We start from the raw sequence: 17754 nt of genomic DNA, 5'->3' as shown, positions 1-17754 counted from the left end.
TGTGTTGTTTGAGTCAGCCATGGGCAGCCACCTGATCGCCACCGGTGGCGAGGTCGATAATACGTTCCTGGGAAATAGCGTGGCCGGAAGCCCCGCCGACTTCGGCCACCAATTGGCCTTCGCGCATGATCAGCACGCGGTCGCAGGTGCCGATGATTTCCGGCAGCTCGCTGGAAATCACCACAATGCCCACCCCGGCCAGCGCCAGCTGATTGATGATGCGGTAGATCTCGGATTTGGAGCCGATGTCCACGCCACGGGTGGGTTCGTCGAGGATCAGCACATGGGGCTTGACCTCCAGCAAGCGCGCCAGCAGGACTTTCTGCTGGTTGCCACCGGATAACGCGCCGACGTTGACCTTGCCCGACGCCACGCGGATCGACAGCGACTTGATCGCGTCATTCGAGCGTTGCGCGGCGTGCGCCCGGTCGAGCACACCACCGGCGCGGGCATCCGGCACACAGGCGCAGACGTTGATGTTGTCGGCCACGCTCATGTCGAGGAACAGGCCCTGGGCCTTGCGGTCTTCGGTGAGGTACACCACGCCGGCACGAATCGCGTCCGCCGGGGTGCGCAGTTGGGTGACGGTCTTGCCCACCACTTCCAGGGTGCCGCTGGTGCGCGGGTCGGCGGCGAAGATCAGGCGCGCCAGCTCGGTGCGCCCTGCCCCCACCAGCCCGGCAATGCCCAGCACCTCACCGGCATGCAGGTCGAAACTGCACTGGCGCACGCGTTTGCCGTCGGCCATGTCGCGCACGCGCATCACCACGGCGCCGGGGTCGTACGCCGCGTGGTCCTTTTTATAGAACCCTGACAAGTCGCGGCCCACCATCATTTTCACCAGCACCTCGGCCGACAGCGCCTCGCGGGTCAGTTCGCCGATGTACTGGCCGTCGCGCAGCACCGATACACGGTCCGACAGCTCGTAGATCTCGGCCATGCGGTGGCTGATATAGATGATCGCCAGGCCTTGGCTGCGCAGCTGTTTGATCAACGCGAACAGGCGATCCGTTTCGCGGGACGACAGCGGCGTGGTGGGCTCGTCCATCACCAGGATCTTGGCGTGGGCATGCAAAGCGCGGGCGATCTCCACCAGTTGGCGCTCGGCAATCGACAGGCTGCTGACCCGCGTGGCCGGGGTGAATTCGGCGCCCAGGCGTTGCAGCACCTCGACGCAGCCGTCCTGCATGCCGGCGCGGTCAATGGTCCAACCACGCCGTAGTTCACGGCCCAGGTAAATGTTCTCAGCCACGCTCAGGTTCGGGCACAGGCTCAGTTCCTGGTAGATCACGGCGATGCCGAGGGCTTTGGCGGTGGCGGGATTGAACGTGGCGATGGGCTCGCCGCCGATGCGGATTTCACCGCCGGGATCGGCCTGATAAGCGCCGGAGAGGATTTTCATCAAAGTGGATTTGCCGGCGCCGTTCTCCCCCATCAAGGCGTGGATTTCGCCGGGGTAAACCTTCAGGCCGACATTTTTGAGCACGCGCAAACCGTTGAAGGTTTTGCTGATGCCCTGCATCTCCAGCAAGGGTTCAAGGCTCATGTCTGAGCTCCTGGTTTTATTATTTTTGTCGTTCGGCCCCCTTTGGATCAGAGCCGATTGGCACCGACTCTAATCAGATACATTTACTTACGCAAGCGCTTGCGTGCGCCATTTGTCGCTAGAAGAAACGTTTCATCAAGCTGATTTGTCGCAACTTCAGCGATTACGCGATTTAGGCAGCATGCGTATCAGCGTGTTGTCGCGCACCCAGTAGTGATGGAACAGCCCGGCGGCCGCATGCAGGCCGATCAGCCAATAACCGGCATTGCCCAGCCACTCATGCCAGTGCTTGAACACCTTGGCTTGGTCCGGGTCCATCGCCACCAGGGCGGGCAAGGACCACTCGAAGTACGGCAGGGTTTTGCCCCCGGCGCTAAGCATCAGCCAGGCCAGCAGCGGCGTCACGATCATCAAGCCATACAGGGCCAGGTGCATCAGGTGCGCCAACGCCGTTTGCCAGATGGGAGGCCGCGGCACGATGGCCGGACGAGGAGCCAGACGCCCGAGCAAGCGCACCCACACCAACAGGAAAATACCCATCCCCAGCAGCCCATGAGTGCCCGCCATGAAGCTCCTCGCCACACTGCCGCGAGGCAGCAGGCCTTTGATTTCGATGCAGGCATAGACACCGACAAACAGCGCCAGCATCAGCCAGTGCAGGGTCATCGATAACCGGGCGTAGCGCTGCGTTACCCAATATTGGTTCATGGAAAAGTCGCCTTTGAGGAAGTGTTGGCCGAGGCCGGCCTGGAAAGTCCGCGCCACCCTGCCCTGGCAGTCTTAAGCCAGTCTGAAGACCGAACGACGATGTTTACGCCCACCTTCAGACTTCGTTAAGAAAGGCTGCTGATACTCCTCCCAACTTGACGTGGGAGGCGAACCGCCAAATGCCCGATTTCAACTGGAACATCCCGTTGCCCCTGCTGTTCGGCCACGCCGACAGCGCCCCGCTGCACCTGAGCCGCGCCCTGCCCGACGACCCTCGGCGCCCGGTCTTCGAAGCGTTCATCCAGCAGCGCTTTCGCCTGGCCCATGGCGCAGACATCCGCCACTTCATGCCGCAATTGTTTGGCGTCAGCCAGGCCGACGGCGAGTTGTGCGCCGTCGCCGGGGTACGCCTGGCCCGCAGCGAAGCGCTGTTTTTGGAGCACTACCTGGATCATCCGATCGAGGCCTTGGTCTGCGCCGCTGCCGGCCAGCCAGTGGAGCGGCGCGCCATCGCCGAGGTCGGCAACCTGGCCGCCAGTGATAACGGCAGTGCACGCCTGAGCATCATTGCCATCACTTGGTTATTGGCCATGGGGGGGCTGGAGTGGGTGGCCTTTACCGGCAACGCGGGGCTGGTCAACAGCTTCCATCGCCTTGGGCTCAAGCCCGTGACCCTGTGTGCCGCCGACCCGCAACGCTTGGGCGATGAGCGCCTTAACTGGGGCCGTTATTACGAAAGCCAGCCGTGGGTGCATGTGGGCAATATCCGCGCCGGCTTCACGCATTTGCGCAACATGGGCCTGTTTTCGCGCTTGGGCCTGCCTACCACCCTTGAGGACACTTGCCATGTCGCCTGAAACCCTGCGATTCCACGCCGTGCTGCGTGGCCATGCCGAACGTAACGACGGTGCCATCGCTTTGTGGGGCGACTCACTGAAAATGGACTACGCCACGTTGTTCGCCGAGGTGGCCTATCGGCGCGAACGTCTGCGCGATGAGGGCGTACAGGTCGTGGCGCTGGCCTTGGACAATGGCGTCGATGCCATGCTCTGGGACCTGGCGGTGCTGTTCGAGGGCCTGACCTGCCTGACGTTGCCACCGTTCTTCAGCGCGGCTCAGCGTGCCCACTGCCTGGAGCAAAGCCACGCCGAGCGGGTCATCGCCGAACCCTATCTGAGCCAGGAGCTGGAGGGTCTGGGCTACCACAAGGTCGGCGATTTCTGGTGCCGGCATTTCGACGGGCGACCCTCAATGCCCCTGGGCACCGCCAAAGTCACCTTCACCTCCGGCACCACCGGCGCGCCCAAAGGCGTATGCCTGAGTGGCGAGAGCCTGCTGCGGGTAGCCCGCGAGCTGTACCAGGCCAGTCACGTCAATGAACCGCGCCATCACCTGGCGCTGCTGCCCCTGGCGATTCTGCTGGAGAACCTGGGCTGCTACGCCGCGTTGTATGCCGGCGCCACCTTGAGTGTGCCGAGCCAAAAAAGCCTGGGTATTCAGGGCGCCAGTGCGGTGGATGCGGCGCAATTGCTCGGTTGCCTGGCCGCGCGCCAACCCCACAGCCTGATCCTGGTGCCGCAACTGCTGCTGATGCTGGTCATCGCCGCCGAGCAAAAGGCTTTCAGCCCCCGGGGCTTGCGCTTTGCCGCCGTGGGCGGCGCCCGTGTGTCCAAGGCCTTGTTGCAGCGTGCCCAGCAGTTGGGCATGCCGGTTTTCGAAGGCTACGGGCTGTCGGAGTGCGCCTCGGTGGTCAGCCTCAACGTGCCGCAGGCGCAGCGCCCGGGCAGCGTCGGAAGGCCCCTGCCCCATGTGGATATCCGCCTGGCCGAGGATGGTGAAGTGCTGATCAAAGGCTCGACCCTGCTCGGTTACCTCGGCCAGACCGAACAGCCCGACACCTGGTGGCCCAGTGGTGATCTGGGGGCCTTCGACGAAGATGGTTTTCTGTACCTCAAGGGGCGCAAGAAACACCAGTTCGTCACCAGTTACGGGCGCAACGTCAACCCGGATTGGGTCGAGGCCGAACTGACCCAGGGCGGCGACATTGCCCAAGCATTCGTCTACGGCGAAGCCCTGCCCCACAACCACGCCCTGCTCTGGCCCCATCGCGCCGACTGCAGCGACGCCCAACTGGCCGCCGCTGTGGCCGAGGCCAATGCCGGCCTGCCGGACTATGCCCAGGTCCACCAATGGACGCGCCTGGACGCCCCCTTCACCGCCGCCAACGGCCTGCTCACCGCCAATGGCCGGCCTCGGCGCGACGCCATCGTCGCCCGTTACCACGCCCACTTTACTCAACCTTTGAATGAGGACACGCCATCGTGAATTTCTTCGACACCCTGCAAGACGCCACCCAGCACGAACGCCAGGCATTGTTCAGCCTGCCGATCATTCGCGACGCCCTGGAAGGCAAGGTCAGCCTCGACAGCTACCGCGCCTTTCTGGCCCAGGCCTATTACCACGTCCGCCACACAGTGCCGTTGATGATGGCCTGCGGCGCACGCTTGCCGTCACGCCTGGAATGGCTGCGCAAGGCGGTGTGCGAGTACATCGAAGACGAATACGGCCATGAACATTGGGTACTGGATGATATCGAGGCCTGCGGCGGTGACAGGCTCGCCGTGCGCGATGGTCGCCCTGGCTTGCCCATTGAGCTGATGGTCAGCTACCTCTACGACCTGATCGCCCGCGATAACCCGGTCGGCCTGTTCGGCATGGTCAACGTACTGGAAGGCACCAGTATCGCCCTGGCCACCCACGCCGCTGGCAGCATCCGCGAGCGCCTGCAGCTGCCGCCCGAGGCGTTCAGTTATCTGAACTCCCACGGGGCGTTGGATATCGGCCATATGCAGACCTATCGCGGCCTGATGAACCGTCTCGACGACCCGGAGGATCAAGCCGCGGTGATCCGTGCGTCCAAGGTGGTCTACGCGCTCTATACCGATATGTTCCGCAACCTGCCACGCCTCGGGGAGACCACCCATGCGCCTGTCTGAGGCCCGAGTGGTGCTGACCGGCGCCAGCGGCGGCATCGGCCTGGCGATAGCGGCGATGCTGTGCGCCAGTGGCGCGCAGGTACTGGCGGTGGCGCGCCACCGTGCGCCGCTGGATGTGCTGCTTGCGCAATACCCGCAGCAGTTGTGCTGGGTCAGCGCCGACCTGACATTCCTGGCCGACCGGCGCAAGGTACTGGCGGCGGCCGAAGCCATCGGCGGTATCAACCTGCTGATCAATACCGCCGGGATCAACCACTTCGCCATGCTTGAGCAACTGGACGACGCCGAGATCAACCAGATGCTCGCGTTGAATATCGGCGCGCCGATCTGTCTGACTCGGCTGCTGTTGCCGATGCTCAAACAAGCGGCGGGCGCCAGGGTGGTCAATGTCGGTTCCACCTATGGCTCCATCGGCTACCCCGGTTATGCCACCTACTGCGCGACCAAGTTTGCCTTGCGCGGGTTTTCCGAAGCCCTGCGCCGCGAACTGGCCGACACCCACGTCGGCGTGCTGTACGTAGCGCCGCGCGCCACCCGCACCTCAATGAACAGCGCGGCGGCCGAGGCCCTGAACGAGGCGCTCAAGTCCAACGTCGACGACCCGCACACCGTGGCGTCGGCAGTGATCAAGGCGATTGTGGACGACCGTCGCGACCTGTACCTGGGCTGGCCGGAGCGTTTCTTCGTGCGCCTCAACAGCCTGCTGCCGAAGCTGGTCGACCGTGGCCTGCGTAAACAACTGCCGCTGGTGCGCCGCTTGAGCGATAACCCTGTTAACAAGGACTAACCCCATGAGAACACTGATTGCCGCCCTTGTGCTCAGTGCCCTGAGCCCCCTCACCTGGGCGTTGGACGCCGCCGACCAGCAACGGCTGACCACGATCCAACAACGCTGGGCCGAGATCCAATACGGCCTGCCTGAGGCACAACGCACCCAGGCCTTCGAGCAACTGGCCGGCCAGGCGAATGCCTTCACCCAGGCCCGTCCGCAGGCCGCCGAAGCCTGGATCTGGTCGGGTATCGTCACCAGCAGTTGGGCCGGTGCCCAGGGCGGACTCGGGGCGTTGAGCAAGGCCAAGACCGCCAAGGCCGACCTGGAGCGCGCGCTCGGCCTCGACCCCACCGCCCTGCAAGGCTCGGCCTATACCAGCCTGGCGGCGCTGTACGATCGCGTTCCGGGCTGGCCGATTGGTTTCGGTGACGCCGACAAGGCCGAGCAGTTGCTTAAACAGGCCTTGCAAGTCAACCCGACAGGCATTGATAGTCTGTACTTCTGGGGCGATCACCTGTACCGGCAAAAACGTTATGACCAAGCCCGCGACGCCCTGCAAAAGGCCCTACTGGCGGCTCCCCGCCCAGGTCGGGAACGCGCCGACGCCGGGCGGCGCAAAGAGATCGAGAGCCTGTTGGCCGAGATCGCCAAGCAACTCAACTGACAGGAGCGCGCGTGCGTCTATTACTGATCGAGGATGACGAAGCCCTGGGCGGAGGGATTCACCAGGCTTTGGCGCGCGAGGGGTACACCGTCGACTGGTTGAAGGACGGCAGCAGCGCCCTGCATGCCCTGCTCAGCGAAACCTTCGACGTGGTGGTGCTCGACCTCGGCCTGCCGCGCATGGGCGGGCTGGAGGTGCTGCGCCGCCTGCGCGACAGCGGTGCCACCGTACCGGTGCTGATCCTGACCGCGCGGGATGCCACCGAAGACCGCATCGCCGGGCTCGACGCCGGTGCCGACGATTACCTGATCAAGCCCTTCGACCTGGCCGAACTCAAGGCCCGCTTGCGCGCCCTGCTGCGGCGCAGCGCCGGCCGGGCGCGGGTGCTGATCGAACATGCGGGCATTTGCCTGGACCCCAGCACCCAGCAAGTCAGTTATCACAATCAACCGGTGTCGCTGACCCCCAAGGAATACCAACTGCTGCATGAACTGCTTTCGCCCCCGGGGCGGGTCATGACCCGCGACCAGTTGATCCAGTTGCTGTATGGCTGGAACGAAGAAGCCGAAAGCAACACCCTGGAGGTGCATATCCACCACTTGCGCAAAAAGTTCTCCAGCGAATTGATCCGCACTGTGCGCGGCGTGGGTTATCTGGTGGAGGATCGCGTGTGACCTCGATTCGCCGCCGCACCCTGACCTTGATTATCGGCCTGCTGCTCGGCGGTTTTTTGCTGATCAGCGCATTGAACCTGCATGACAGCAACCACGAAATTGCCGAAGTCTACGATGCGCAACTGGCGCAAAACGCCCGGTTGCTACAAGGCCTGATGAGCCTGCCGCTGGCGAACGAGCAGCAAGCCGACCTGTACCGCGCCTTCAACAAGGCGCTGGCCGAGGCCAACCCCAAAGTCGACGGGCATCCATACGAAAGCAAGGTGGCTTTCCAGGTCTGGAGCCCCCAGGGCGAACGCCTGGTGTTCACCTCCAGCGCTCCCACGTTCGCCACTCCGCCCGAACAGCCCGGCTACAGCAATGTGGACGACCTCAATGGCCGGCAATGGCGCGGTTTTTTGCTCAAGGACAAGAACAGCGGCCTGCGCATCTGGGTCGGCGAACGCGACGACGTGCGCGCCGACCTGGTCGGTCGTATCGTGCGCCACACCTTGTGGCCGAACGTGCTGGGCAGCCTGATCCTGGCGATGATGGTCTGGCTGGCCATCGGTTGGGGGCTCAAGCCCCTGGCTGATATGGCCGCGACGTTACGCGCCCGGCACTCCGGCTCCCTGGAGCCGATGCAACTGACGCCCTTGCCCACCGAACTGGAACCCATGCAGGCCGCGCTGAACCGTATGCTCGCGCAGCTCCAGGACCTGCTGGGTCGCGAACGACGCTTTATCGCCGATGCGGCCCACGAAATGCGAACCCCGCTGGCGGTGCTGCGGGTGCATGCGCAAAACCTGCTGGAGGCCGGCACCGAGGCTGAACGCCGCGAATCCCTGGCCTTCCTGATCACTGGCGTGGACCGTACCAGCCGCCTGGTCAACCAGTTGCTGACCATGGCGCGCCTGGAGCCGAGCGCGGGGCAACCGCCCTTACAGCCCCTGGACCTTACCGCCGCCGTGCGCGACAGCCTGATCCAACTCACGCCCTGGCTGTTGAGCAAGGGCCTGGAACTGGCGTTCGACGCGGACGATGCCCCTTGCACCGTGACCACCGACGGCGCGGCCATCGCGATCGCCCTGACCAACCTGGTGACCAACGCGGCGAATTTCTCTCCGGAACAGGGTGTAATTACCGTCGGGTTGCACAAAACCGACACGGCATTCGAGCTGACGGTGGACGATCAGGGCCCCGGGATCGACGAACAGGACCGCGAGCGCTTGTTCGAGCGCTTCTACAGCCGTGGCAATGCCCACGGTGCAGGCCTGGGCTTGACCATCGTCCACACCATCGCCCAGCGCCTGGGCGGTCAGATCCGTCTGGACAACCGTGCCGGCGGCGGGCTGCGGGCCACGTTGCACATCCCTCTTTGAGCCGTTTCAACCGATCAGTAGGCCCAGCCATGTCGCGGCGGTCAGCAATGCTTGGCCGCCAATCACATAGCCGGCAAAGCGGCGGCCGTCGCTGACCCAGGCCACCAGGCACTTGCTCAGGGAATTGCAACTGACCGCCAACAACACCGGAATCGGCGCCGCCTGCACGGCCAATTGGCCGCTGGCGGTCAGGGCGGCAATCGAAGCTGTAGACGCATGCGCGTCAGCGAAGCCGCTGAGGGTGGCGGTGACCATTACGCCCCATTCGCCGAAGTAATACAGCATCGCCGATGAGACAAACGTAATGCCGGTCATCATCAGCACCATGATTAACGCCAGTTTGAGATCGAATGCACCGCCCACCTTGATAGCCTCGCTGGCGGCCGACGTGGGGGTGCGCAGCATCAGGCAAATGCCGTAAGCCGCGATGGCGACAAAACCGGCCAGCAACGGCCAGGCCATTTGCGCCAGCAACGCCGGCTCTACCGTGCCCAGAATCAAGGCCACCTGCGCCACCGTGGCCAGGTTGGAGAAAACCGCCGCAGCCGCCAGCGTGCGCAACTGCTGCGGTTCCCTGGCGGCGATATGGCCCATGGCGGCGATGGTCACGGTGCTGGAGGCGAACCCGGACGCAATGGCACCGACCGCGTAGCCATACCGCGGGCCCAACGCCCGCACCGCCACATGCCCCAGGGCGCCGACCGCCATCAGCAGTACGGTCAAGGTGCAGATGGTGCGCGGATTGATCGCTGCATAAGGGCCGATAAAGCGGTCCGGCACCAGCGGCAAGACCACCAGCGCTACCACCAGCAGCAACAGGCCGTCGCGCATTTCAGCGTCGCTCAGTTGGCTGCGGGCGAATTCGTGCAGTTTCTGTCGATAGACCAGCAATCCAGCCATCACCACCCCAATCGCCGTGGCCAACTCGGGCGCCGCGCCGCACAGGGCGCCCAGTACCAGCACGGTGAACAACGCCACTTCGCTGGTGATGCCCGGGTCTTTGGCCTGGCTTTTCCAGTACGCGGTACTGACCAGCAGCGCCAGGCACAGCGCGATCAGGCCCAACAGCAAGGCGCCGCCGACCTGCTGGGTCACATAACCGAGCAATGCGGTGATCGAATAGGTGCGCAACCCGGCAAAATCGCGATGCTCGCCTTCGCCCTTGTGGCGTTCGCGCTCAAGCCCCACCAGCATGCCAATACCCAACGCCGCAGCGGCGCCGGCCAGGCCCAAGGTCTGGCTCATAACAGCACCCCTGGCGTGATGGACATAAACAACCTCTCGGCTTCGATGGACGCCCGGACCGGCATCGCTCTTCGCAGTCTGCGCCAGGATGCCGCACGCCGCGTTGATTATCATCAACGATCCCCTCGTTGACCGCACGTCGCTCGCTCCGCCCGGCGTGGCGGCGACTTGATGCAGATCAAACGCCGCCCAACGGTCGGGGCCATGATCGACCCTAGATGCCACTGGTAATCCAAGGGAGATCGCACATGTCTGCTCAAGCCCGTTTCTTGCTGCTGGTTTCACCGTTGATGGAACACAGCCCCGCTTTCGAGCGCGCCGCCGCGTTGGCCAAGGCCGAAGGCGCCGCCTTGCATATTCTGGCGTTCGACTACCTGGAAGGTCTGGCCACCGCTGGATTGGTCAACGAACAGGCCCTGGAGCAGATGCGTCTGGGCTATGTGGAGCGCCATCACCAATGGCTTGAAGACCAGGCGCGGCCGTTGCGCAAACTGGGGCTGACGGTGACTACCGAGGTGGCCTGGGTCGATGATCCGCTCAAGGAGCTGTTGATTCGCCTCAAGGAAGAACCCATGGCCCTGGTGATCAAGGCACTGGCCCATGAGTCGCGACTCTCGCGCTTGATGTTCACGCCGATGGATGTGCACCTGCTGCGCGAATGCCCCGTACCGCTGCACTTTGTGCACGGCGTGCATCACGCTCTGCCACGCAGGATCGTGGCGGCGGTCGATCCATTCCACCGCGACGGTCGCTACCAGGGCCTCAACGACCGCATCCTGCATGAAGCGAGCAAATTGGCGACGGCCTGCGAGGCCGATGTGCAGATGGTTTACGCCCATGACTTGTCCGACCTGGCCACCCAGGAATATGAGTTCGGCAGTGGCGCGGCGTTCTTCTCGTCGCAGGCGGCCAAGCAGCTGTTCGCCGCCCAGGGCGAAGCCTTCAACGACCTGGCGGCGCGTAACGGCATCCCGCCGGAACAGCGCCACATGATTCTGGGCAACCCGGCGAAGGTGTTGTCCAGCTTCGCCGACGCCTACAACATCGACGTGATCGTCATGGGCCGGGTCGGTCATCACGGTCTGTCGCGGCTGCTGGGCAGTACCACTGAAACGCTGCTGTACCGCATGCCCTGCAGTGTGTGGGTGGTGTCACCCGAGATGCTGGAATAACCCGGCCATTTCACCCCATGGAGGTTCCGTCATGTCTAATACTGAAGCACTCAACCGGCAAGCCGCGCCTGTTTATGCGGCGGTGCCCCACGAACACTGGATCGACCGGCTCGACGATGGCCGCCACGTGCTGGTGCGTCCATTGACCGCCGAAGACCGCGAGCGCGAATACAACTTCATCAAGGGCTTGTCCCGCGAGTCCAGGCATCAGCGTTTTCTGGGCGAGGTCTGCGAGCCGGGCAAGACATTGCTCGATCAATTGATGGACGTCGATAACCAGGAACGCCTGGCGTATATCGCCTTGGTGCACGATAACGGCCAACTGGTGGAAATCGGCGTGGCGCGCTACGCCGCCGCCAAGGACCAGGCGTGCGAATGCGCGGTGGTGGTGGCCGATGCCTGGCAGCACCTGGGCCTGGCGCGCGTGCTGATGCAGCACTTGATGGCTGCGGCGAAAAAAAATGGCTACACGCGCATGTATACGGTGGACGCGGCCACCAATGCGCATATGCGTCAATTGACCCATGATCTAGGTTTCGAGAGTGTCACCGATCCGGATGACGGTACTCAGGTGATCAGCAGCGTGCAGCTTTAAACCCATCCACATGGCCGTCATGGGGCGTTTGCTGCGTTGCAGGTCGAGCAAGCGCGGCCACTGCGCTTTAGCGTAGGCAAACGCCCACTGTTTTATTTGCAGGTCTATGGCAATAGGCTGCTATTGTCCTAAGACCTCATCTCCTCCTCATCGCCTGTGCGCGATTTTCTGTGAGCATGCTCTGCGACACGGTCATGAACGGTGTCGGGCCTGAACGTCATGGAACCGCCCTTGCGATGGATAAAAAAACCACCCACAGCCCGCCCGACCTGCAGTCACGCGCGGCCAAGATCGACGAATTCAAACGCCAGAAAAGCCTGATCAAGACCGGCGCGCTGCAAGACGCCATTTTCAATAGCGCGCACTTCTCCAGCATCGCCACTGACGAAAAAGGTGTGATCCAGATCTTCAACGTCGGCGCCGAACGCATGCTGGGCTACGCCGCCGCCGATGTGGTCAACCGCGTCACCCCCGCCGACATTTCCGATCCCGCCGAACTGATCACCCGCGCCGCCGCCCTCAGCCTGGAACTCGACACGCCGATCACGCCGGGTTTCGAAGCCTTGGTGTTTAAAGCCTCGCGCGGCATTGAGGACATTTACGAGCTGACTTATATCCACCAGGACGGTAGCCGCTTGTCTGCGATGGTCTCGGTAACCGCACTGCGCAACCGCAGCGACACGCTCATCGGCTACCTGCTTATCGGCACCGACAACACTGCGCGCAAGCAGGTTGAGGCCGAACGCAAAGACTTCGAACGCGCCCTGGCAGACAAAAACCTGGAGCTGGAGCACGCCAGCCACATGAAATCCGAGTTCCTGGCGACCATGTCCCACGAACTGCGCACCCCATTAAACGCGGTGATCGGCTTTTCCGAGGCGCTCAAGGATGGGCTGGTCGGCGAAATGAGCGACACCCAGCGCGAATACATCGGCGACATTTTCACCAGCGGCCAGCACCTGTTGTCGCTGATCAACGACATCCTCGACCTGTCCAAGGTCGAAGCCGGGATGATGGACCTGGAGCTGGAGCCCGTGGCGCTGGCCGATGTATTGGCCAATAGCTTGCTGATCGTGCGCGGAAAGGCCGCGTTGCAACGCATCCAGCTCAAGCTCGATAGCCCGGTGGACCTCGGCACACTGGTGCTGGATCTGCGCAAGACCAAACAGATCGTCTACAACCTGCTGGCCAACGCGGTGAAGTTCAGCGAGCACGGCAGTTGCGTGACCCTGGCGGTTCGTGAAGCCCCTCGCGAACAGGTCGGTCTGATTCCCGGCGACTGGCCCAGCCACGCTGATACCTTGCAGACCGGCGCGCACCGCACCTTCCTGGAGCTGAGCGTCAGCGACACCGGTATCGGCATCGCGGAAGAGGACATGGGCAAATTGTTCAAGGCCTTCAGCCAGATCGACAGTAGCCTGGCGCGCAAATTCGAAGGCACCGGGCTGGGCCTGGCCATGGTCAAGCAACTGACTGAGCTGCATGGCGGCAGTGTCGCGGTGGCCAGTCGCGAAGGCTTGGGTACGCGCTTCGTGGTGTGGTTACCGCTGCATCGGACGACGGAGGCACCATGGCCCATATCCTGATCATCGAAGACAACGAAGCCAATATGCGCCTGGCCCGTTTGCTGTTGGTCAGTGCCGGCCACAGCGTGGTATGGGCCGCCGACGCCGAGTCCGGCCTGACCCTGGCCCGCGCGCAACAGCCGGCGCTGATCCTGATGGACATTCAGTTACCGGGCATGGACGGCCTGGCCGCCACCCGCGTGCTCAAGCAGGACGCCCTGACCGCGCATATCCCGGTCATCGCGCTCACCGCCATGGCCATGAAGGAAGACCGCGAAAAAACCCGCCTGGCCGGGTGCGACGCCTATGTGATCAAGCCTCTGCGCTATAAGGCGCTGTACCAGGTCATTGAAACGCTGCTCCACCCGCCCCCCACACCATTCGTATGAGTCCTCTCCATGGCCAGCTCACCCGCCACGCTGTTGATCGTTGACGACGAACCCCAGGTTCGCAAGTTGCTGGAAACCCTGCTGCAGCACGAGGGCTACCAGACCCTGAGCGCGGGCACCGGCGAGGAAGCCCTGCTTAGGGTGGCCGAGCAGCCGCCGGACCTGATCCTGCTGGACATCATGATGCCCGGCATGGACGGTTACGAAGTGGCTAACCAGCTCAAGGGCAACCCAGCCACCGCGACCATACCGATCATCATGCTCTCGGCCTTGAGTGAATCGAGTGCGCGCCTCAGCGGTCTGGAGACCGGCGCAGAGGAGTTCATCAGCAAACCGGTGGATCGTGTCGAGCTGTGGCTGCGGGTGCGCAACCTGCTGCGGCTCAAAGCCCATGGCGACCAGTTGAAACAGCACAGCGCGATGCTCGAACAGCGCCTGCAACGGCACCACGATCAAACCGCACGCTCGAACGTCTACGACCCGGTGCGCCAGGACCTGGAAAACGCCTTGCGCCAAGCGGTGCAGCGCCAGGCGTTCGCCTTGCATTACCAACCCAAAGTGCACGTGGCCAGCGGTGAAATCTGTGCCCTGGAGGCGCTGCTGCGTTGGGATCGGCCCGACTATGGGCCGGTGTCCCCGGCGGTGTTCGTGCCGGTCCTGGAAAGTCTCGGCCTGATTGGCCAAGTCGGGCATTGGGTGATCGAGACTGTCTGCCGACAGATAGCGGCCTGGCAGCGTTGCGATATCGGCGCGGTGGAGGTGTCGGTGAACGTCTCCGGCCATCAATTGATCGAGGGCGATCTGATCGCAGAGATAGCCGACATACTGGCCGGCACCGGGGTTGCCGCCCATTGGCTGGAGTTGGAAATCACCGAAGGCACACTGATGGAGAACACCGCGCACAGCATCGTCAGCCTGCAACGCTTGCGTGCCATGGGCGTGAAAATCGCCATCGACGACTTCGGAACCGGCTATTCCAGCCTGGCCTACCTACGCCGCTTTCCCATCGACACGCTGAAAATCGACATTGCCTTTATCCGCGAAGTCACCAGTAACCCCCAGGACGCCGCGATTGTTCGGATCGTCATCCAACTGGCCCACAGCCTGGGCTTGCTGGCGGTGGCCGAAGGCGTCGAAACCCAGGCGCAATGGGCGTTTTTGAAAGAGGCCGGTTGCGATCAGATCCAGGGGTATCTGTTCAGCCGGCCGTTGCCGGTGGACACGCTGGAGCCCCTGTTAAGGAGGCGTTTGAAGTGAATGAGAAGTCAGAGATGCCCGATGTCGCCAGCAGCGCCCTCTTCATCCGCTTCGATCAGCGGCACCTCGGCGTCATCCATCAATGAACCCGGGTCTTCGTTACCTGGGTCGTTGAGTTCTTCATCCGGTTGATGAGCCATGATCGTCTCCTCTAACTAGCCGCCCTGGGTGTCGATGTCGGCGTCGGTTTCAGGCTTGGGCTCGCGCTCGGGCTTGAAGTCGGGGCTGTAGTCGTTGTCCTTGGCCTTGGGGTCGGCGGCAGGCTTGGGGTCCTTAGGGGCATCGGCGGCGGTGCCGGGTGCCGGCTCGCCACCGTCGATGGCGGGATCGTTACGGTCGCTGACTTGGGGATCGTTGCTAGTGCTCATGTTTCACCTCTGCGCAGTGATTGGGTAACTACAGCCTGCATAGACATAAGGTGCCGCGCCCTGCCCCGAAGTTCCGCCGGATTGCTCAACCGCCTGGGTTGTCGACCTGGATATAGAACGCATAAGCCCCTAGCAGAATCCAGAACACCATGAAAATCCACGGCGTGCGCACGGAAAACAGCAGGGACTTGCGATAGCCCTTGTGGGACGACTCGCGCTCGGAAAACAGCGGCGACTCGTCATAGGCCAGGCCCATCACCGGTTCGCTGTGCAGCAATTGGCTTTGCTTGAAGTGCCAGTGATCGATGATGTCATACGCCGCGCGGATGCCCGGCCAGGCGTTGAGCGAGCTGAGAATGCCCAGCAGTGCCAGGAACAGCGGCACGATCAGGGTAAACAGCTTGCCCCACTCTGGGTTGAGGTTACCCATGCCTGACACGAAGGCGATCACCAGGAACGATTGGGCGGTGAGGTAAGCGTCGGTGCGGTTGGCCAGGATGGAGGTTTCGTACTGGATCTCGCGGCGATAGAAGTCCAGGCGGTCCTTGGGCGAACCGAAGATCTTGGCGTTGTGTTCGCTGTGGTCGTTCAGCGCCGCTTCCGGAGTGTGGGGGGAGATGATTCTGGGCACGGGGATGGTCCACGGGGTGTATAGACCCCGTTAGAGGAACAGGCCGTGTGGGGAGTTCAAGTTTGTTGTGCACCGCGTTGGTGCGTGGCGTGTTTGTTGAAGGTGGGGTGCACCTTTCTGGGTGGCTGGCGGGGCGCCGCTGCGCAGCCTGGCGCGAGCAGGCTCGCTCACTACGCGGGCGGATGTGTTGGAACGTGGGGTTTCGGCACAGGCATTGCTTTATGGATTCATCTGTTTGGAAACAGGAGCATTCGTTACCCCCCCCCCACCCAGAGCCGACATCCTGAGAAAGTAAGGACCAGGCCCGCTGGCACCCCGCGCCACGGGCTCATAAAAACATGCGTTGTTCAAAACGGCAGTGCCGCTCGCGCAACCCAAGGCACTGACAAGGTACCGGAATGGCTCGATCTTTCTTTGATGAGATGAATGACGCAAACGGCGTGTGCCGTGCGCATTATCAGGATTTCTCCCGCTGGCTGGCCAATACGCCGCCGGAACTGCTGGCCCAGCGTCGTCGTGAAGCCGATCTGCTGTTTCACCGCGCCGGAATCACCTTCACCCTGTACGGCGACGAACAGGACACCGAGCGCCTGATCCCCTTCGACATCATCCCCCGCAGCATCCCTGCCAGTGAATGGCGCGTGATCGAGCGCGGGTGTATCCAGCGGGTCAATGCGCTGAACCTGTTCCTCGCCGACATCTATCACGATCAACGCATCATCAAGGCCGGGATCATTCCGGCGGATCAAGTGCTGGGCAACGAGGGTTACCAGAAAGCGATGGTCGGGCTGGACCTGCACCGCGATATCTACTCGCATATCTCCGGCGTCGACCTGGTGCGTGATGGCGACGGCACTTATTACGTGCTTGAAGACAACCTGCGTACCCCCAGCGGCGTGAGCTACATGCTCGAAGACCGCAAAATGATGATGCGCCTGTTCCCTGAGGTATTCGCCCGGCAGCGCATCGCGCCGGTGGATCACTACCCCAACCTGCTGCTCAAGACCCTCAAGAGTTCCAGCCGCCTGGACAACCCCAACGTGGTGGTGCTGACCCCTGGCCGCTTCAACAGCGCATTTTTCGAACATGCCTTCCTGGCCCGGGAAATGGGCGTGGAACTGGTGGAAGGCGCCGACCTGTTCGTGCAGGACCTGAAAGTGTTCATGCGCACCACCGACGGGCCCAAGGCGGTGGATGTGATCTACCGCCGTATCGACGATGCGTTCCTCGATCCGCAGGCGTTCAACCCCGAATCCATGCTCGGCGTGCCTGGCCTGGTGGCCGCCTATTGCGCCGGCAACGTGGTACTGGCCAACGCCATCGGCACCGGGGTGGCCGACGACAAGTCGATCTACCCCTATGTGCCGGACATGATCCGTTTCTACCTGAATGAAGAGCCGGTGCTACAGAACGTGCCGACCTTTCAGTGCCGCAAACCGGCGGAACTGTCTCACGTGCTGGCCAACCTTGAGCAACTGGTGGTCAAGGAAACCCAGGGCTCGGGCGGCTACGGCATGCTGGTCGGCCCGGCATCCACCGCCGCCGAAATCGAGGACTTCCGCCAGCGCATCAAGGCCCGCCCTCACGCCTACATCGCTCAACCGACCCTGAGCCTGTCGACCTGCCCGACCTTTGTGGAAAACGGCATCGCCCCGCGGCATATCGACCTGCGCCCGTTCGTGCTGTCGGGCAAGGAGACCCGCCTGGTACCTGGCGGGCTCACGCGGGTGGCCCTCAAGGAAGGCTCGCTGATCGTCAACTCGTCGCAAGGCGGCGGAACCAAGGACACCTGGGTGGTGGAGGACTGAATC

19 protein-coding genes are annotated in these 17754 nt (G+C 63.0%); 13 read left to right on the top strand and 6 right to left on the bottom strand.

All coding sequences use genetic code 11. The features are described from left to right. Positions 1-13: 13 nt before the first annotated feature. Entirely contained in the window at positions 14-1546 is a 1533-nt protein-coding gene (locus QRN41_RS04645) for a sugar ABC transporter ATP-binding protein (RefSeq protein WP_034113700.1), read from the bottom strand. 156 nt (positions 1547-1702) lie between these two features. Next, complete coding sequence (locus tag QRN41_RS04640; RefSeq protein ID WP_167417176.1) at positions 1703-2254, bottom strand: cytochrome b; 552 nt, start codon at positions 2252-2254, stop codon at positions 1703-1705. Positions 2255-2433: 179 nt separating this feature from the next. On the opposite strand from QRN41_RS04640, the gene QRN41_RS04635 reads away from it, so the two are divergent. Genes QRN41_RS04635 through QRN41_RS04605 form a run of 7 tightly spaced genes read left to right on the top strand, consistent with a single transcriptional unit; the run spans position 2434 to position 8721 of the window. Continuing rightward, entirely contained in the window at positions 2434-3111 is a 678-nt protein-coding gene (locus tag QRN41_RS04635) for a thermostable hemolysin (protein WP_167417177.1), read from the top strand. Further along, positions 3101-4579 carry an AMP-binding protein gene (locus tag QRN41_RS04630; protein ID WP_040268317.1) on the top strand — a complete coding sequence of 493 codons (1479 nt, stop codon included), beginning with the start codon at positions 3101-3103 and terminating at the stop codon, positions 4577-4579. The genes QRN41_RS04635 and QRN41_RS04630 overlap by 11 nt, the downstream gene beginning before the upstream one ends. Beyond that, positions 4576-5250, top strand: a complete 675-nt coding sequence (locus tag QRN41_RS04625) for an iron-containing redox enzyme family protein (RefSeq protein ID WP_040268316.1) — start codon at positions 4576-4578, stop codon at positions 5248-5250. Before QRN41_RS04630 ends, QRN41_RS04625 begins: the two co-directional genes overlap by 4 nt. After that, the gene (locus tag QRN41_RS04620) at positions 5237-6037 is read left to right on the top strand and encodes an SDR family oxidoreductase (protein WP_167417178.1); all 801 of its coding nucleotides are present in this window, start codon (positions 5237-5239) and stop codon (positions 6035-6037) included. The genes QRN41_RS04625 and QRN41_RS04620 overlap by 14 nt, the downstream gene beginning before the upstream one ends. A 4-nt stretch (positions 6038-6041) precedes the next feature. Beyond that, a complete protein-coding gene (locus QRN41_RS04615; RefSeq protein WP_167417179.1) occupies positions 6042-6686 on the top strand; it encodes a tetratricopeptide repeat protein in 645 nt (214 codons plus the stop codon). Between the two features lie 11 nt (positions 6687-6697). After that, positions 6698-7360 (top strand): response regulator, encoded by a 663-nt coding sequence (locus tag QRN41_RS04610; protein WP_167417180.1) that lies wholly within the window; start codon positions 6698-6700, stop codon positions 7358-7360. Next, positions 7357-8721 carry a sensor histidine kinase gene (locus QRN41_RS04605; protein ID WP_167417181.1) on the top strand — a complete coding sequence of 455 codons (1365 nt, stop codon included), beginning with the start codon at positions 7357-7359 and terminating at the stop codon, positions 8719-8721. The genes QRN41_RS04610 and QRN41_RS04605 overlap by 4 nt, the downstream gene beginning before the upstream one ends. 6 nt (positions 8722-8727) lie before the next feature. On the opposite strand, the gene QRN41_RS04600 is transcribed toward QRN41_RS04605, so the two are convergent. Further along, positions 8728-9966 (bottom strand): MgtC/SapB family protein, encoded by a 1239-nt coding sequence (locus tag QRN41_RS04600; protein WP_167417182.1) that lies wholly within the window; start codon positions 9964-9966, stop codon positions 8728-8730. 248 nt (positions 9967-10214) lie between these two features. On the opposite strand from QRN41_RS04600, the gene QRN41_RS04595 reads away from it, so the two are divergent. The 5 genes from QRN41_RS04595 (at position 10215) to QRN41_RS04575 (ending at position 14944) form a co-directional block, all read left to right on the top strand. Next, on the top strand, positions 10215-11138 hold the full coding sequence (locus tag QRN41_RS04595; protein ID WP_167417183.1) for a universal stress protein: 924 nt from the start codon (positions 10215-10217) through the stop codon (positions 11136-11138). Between the two features lie 31 nt (positions 11139-11169). Further along, complete coding sequence (locus tag QRN41_RS04590) at positions 11170-11733, top strand: GNAT family N-acetyltransferase (RefSeq protein WP_034138109.1); 564 nt, start codon at positions 11170-11172, stop codon at positions 11731-11733. 236 nt (positions 11734-11969) lie between these two features. Next, positions 11970-13319 (top strand): sensor histidine kinase, encoded by a 1350-nt coding sequence (locus QRN41_RS04585; RefSeq protein ID WP_285421220.1) that lies wholly within the window; start codon positions 11970-11972, stop codon positions 13317-13319. Further along, positions 13304-13687 (top strand): response regulator, encoded by a 384-nt coding sequence (locus QRN41_RS04580; protein ID WP_167417184.1) that lies wholly within the window; start codon positions 13304-13306, stop codon positions 13685-13687. Before QRN41_RS04585 ends, QRN41_RS04580 begins: the two co-directional genes overlap by 16 nt. Before the next feature lie 9 nt (positions 13688-13696). Beyond that, a complete protein-coding gene (locus QRN41_RS04575; protein WP_167417185.1) occupies positions 13697-14944 on the top strand; it encodes an EAL domain-containing response regulator in 1248 nt (415 codons plus the stop codon). Positions 14945-14952: 8 nt separating this feature from the next. Here the strand turns inward: QRN41_RS04575 and QRN41_RS04570 are convergent, their stop codons facing one another. The 3 genes from QRN41_RS04570 to QRN41_RS04560 all read right to left on the bottom strand — a co-directional run bounded on the left by QRN41_RS04570 (position 14953) and on the right by QRN41_RS04560 (position 15943). Continuing rightward, on the bottom strand, positions 14953-15084 hold the full coding sequence (locus QRN41_RS04570; RefSeq protein ID WP_259444982.1) for a hypothetical protein: 132 nt from the start codon (positions 15082-15084) through the stop codon (positions 14953-14955). A 15-nt stretch (positions 15085-15099) separates the two neighbouring features. Beyond that, positions 15100-15312, bottom strand: a complete 213-nt coding sequence (locus QRN41_RS04565) for a hypothetical protein (RefSeq protein ID WP_034113680.1) — start codon at positions 15310-15312, stop codon at positions 15100-15102. A gap of 85 nt (positions 15313-15397) precedes the next feature. Further along, entirely contained in the window at positions 15398-15943 is a 546-nt protein-coding gene (locus tag QRN41_RS04560) for a hypothetical protein (RefSeq protein ID WP_034097814.1), read from the bottom strand. Positions 15944-16341: 398 nt separating this feature from the next. Here QRN41_RS04560 and QRN41_RS04555 point away from each other — a divergent pair, with 398 nt between their 5' ends. Continuing rightward, a complete protein-coding gene (locus QRN41_RS04555) occupies positions 16342-17751 on the top strand; it encodes a circularly permuted type 2 ATP-grasp protein (protein WP_169867821.1) in 1410 nt (469 codons plus the stop codon). The last annotated feature ends 3 nt before the right edge of the window (positions 17752-17754 follow it).

Source organism: Pseudomonas sp. efr-133-TYG-23 (assembly GCF_030209215.1).
Lineage (GTDB): Bacteria > Pseudomonadota > Gammaproteobacteria > Pseudomonadales > Pseudomonadaceae > Aquipseudomonas > Aquipseudomonas rhodesiae.
The sequence above is the reverse complement of the archived record's forward strand: the minus strand, read 5'-3'. Positions and strand labels throughout refer to the sequence as shown.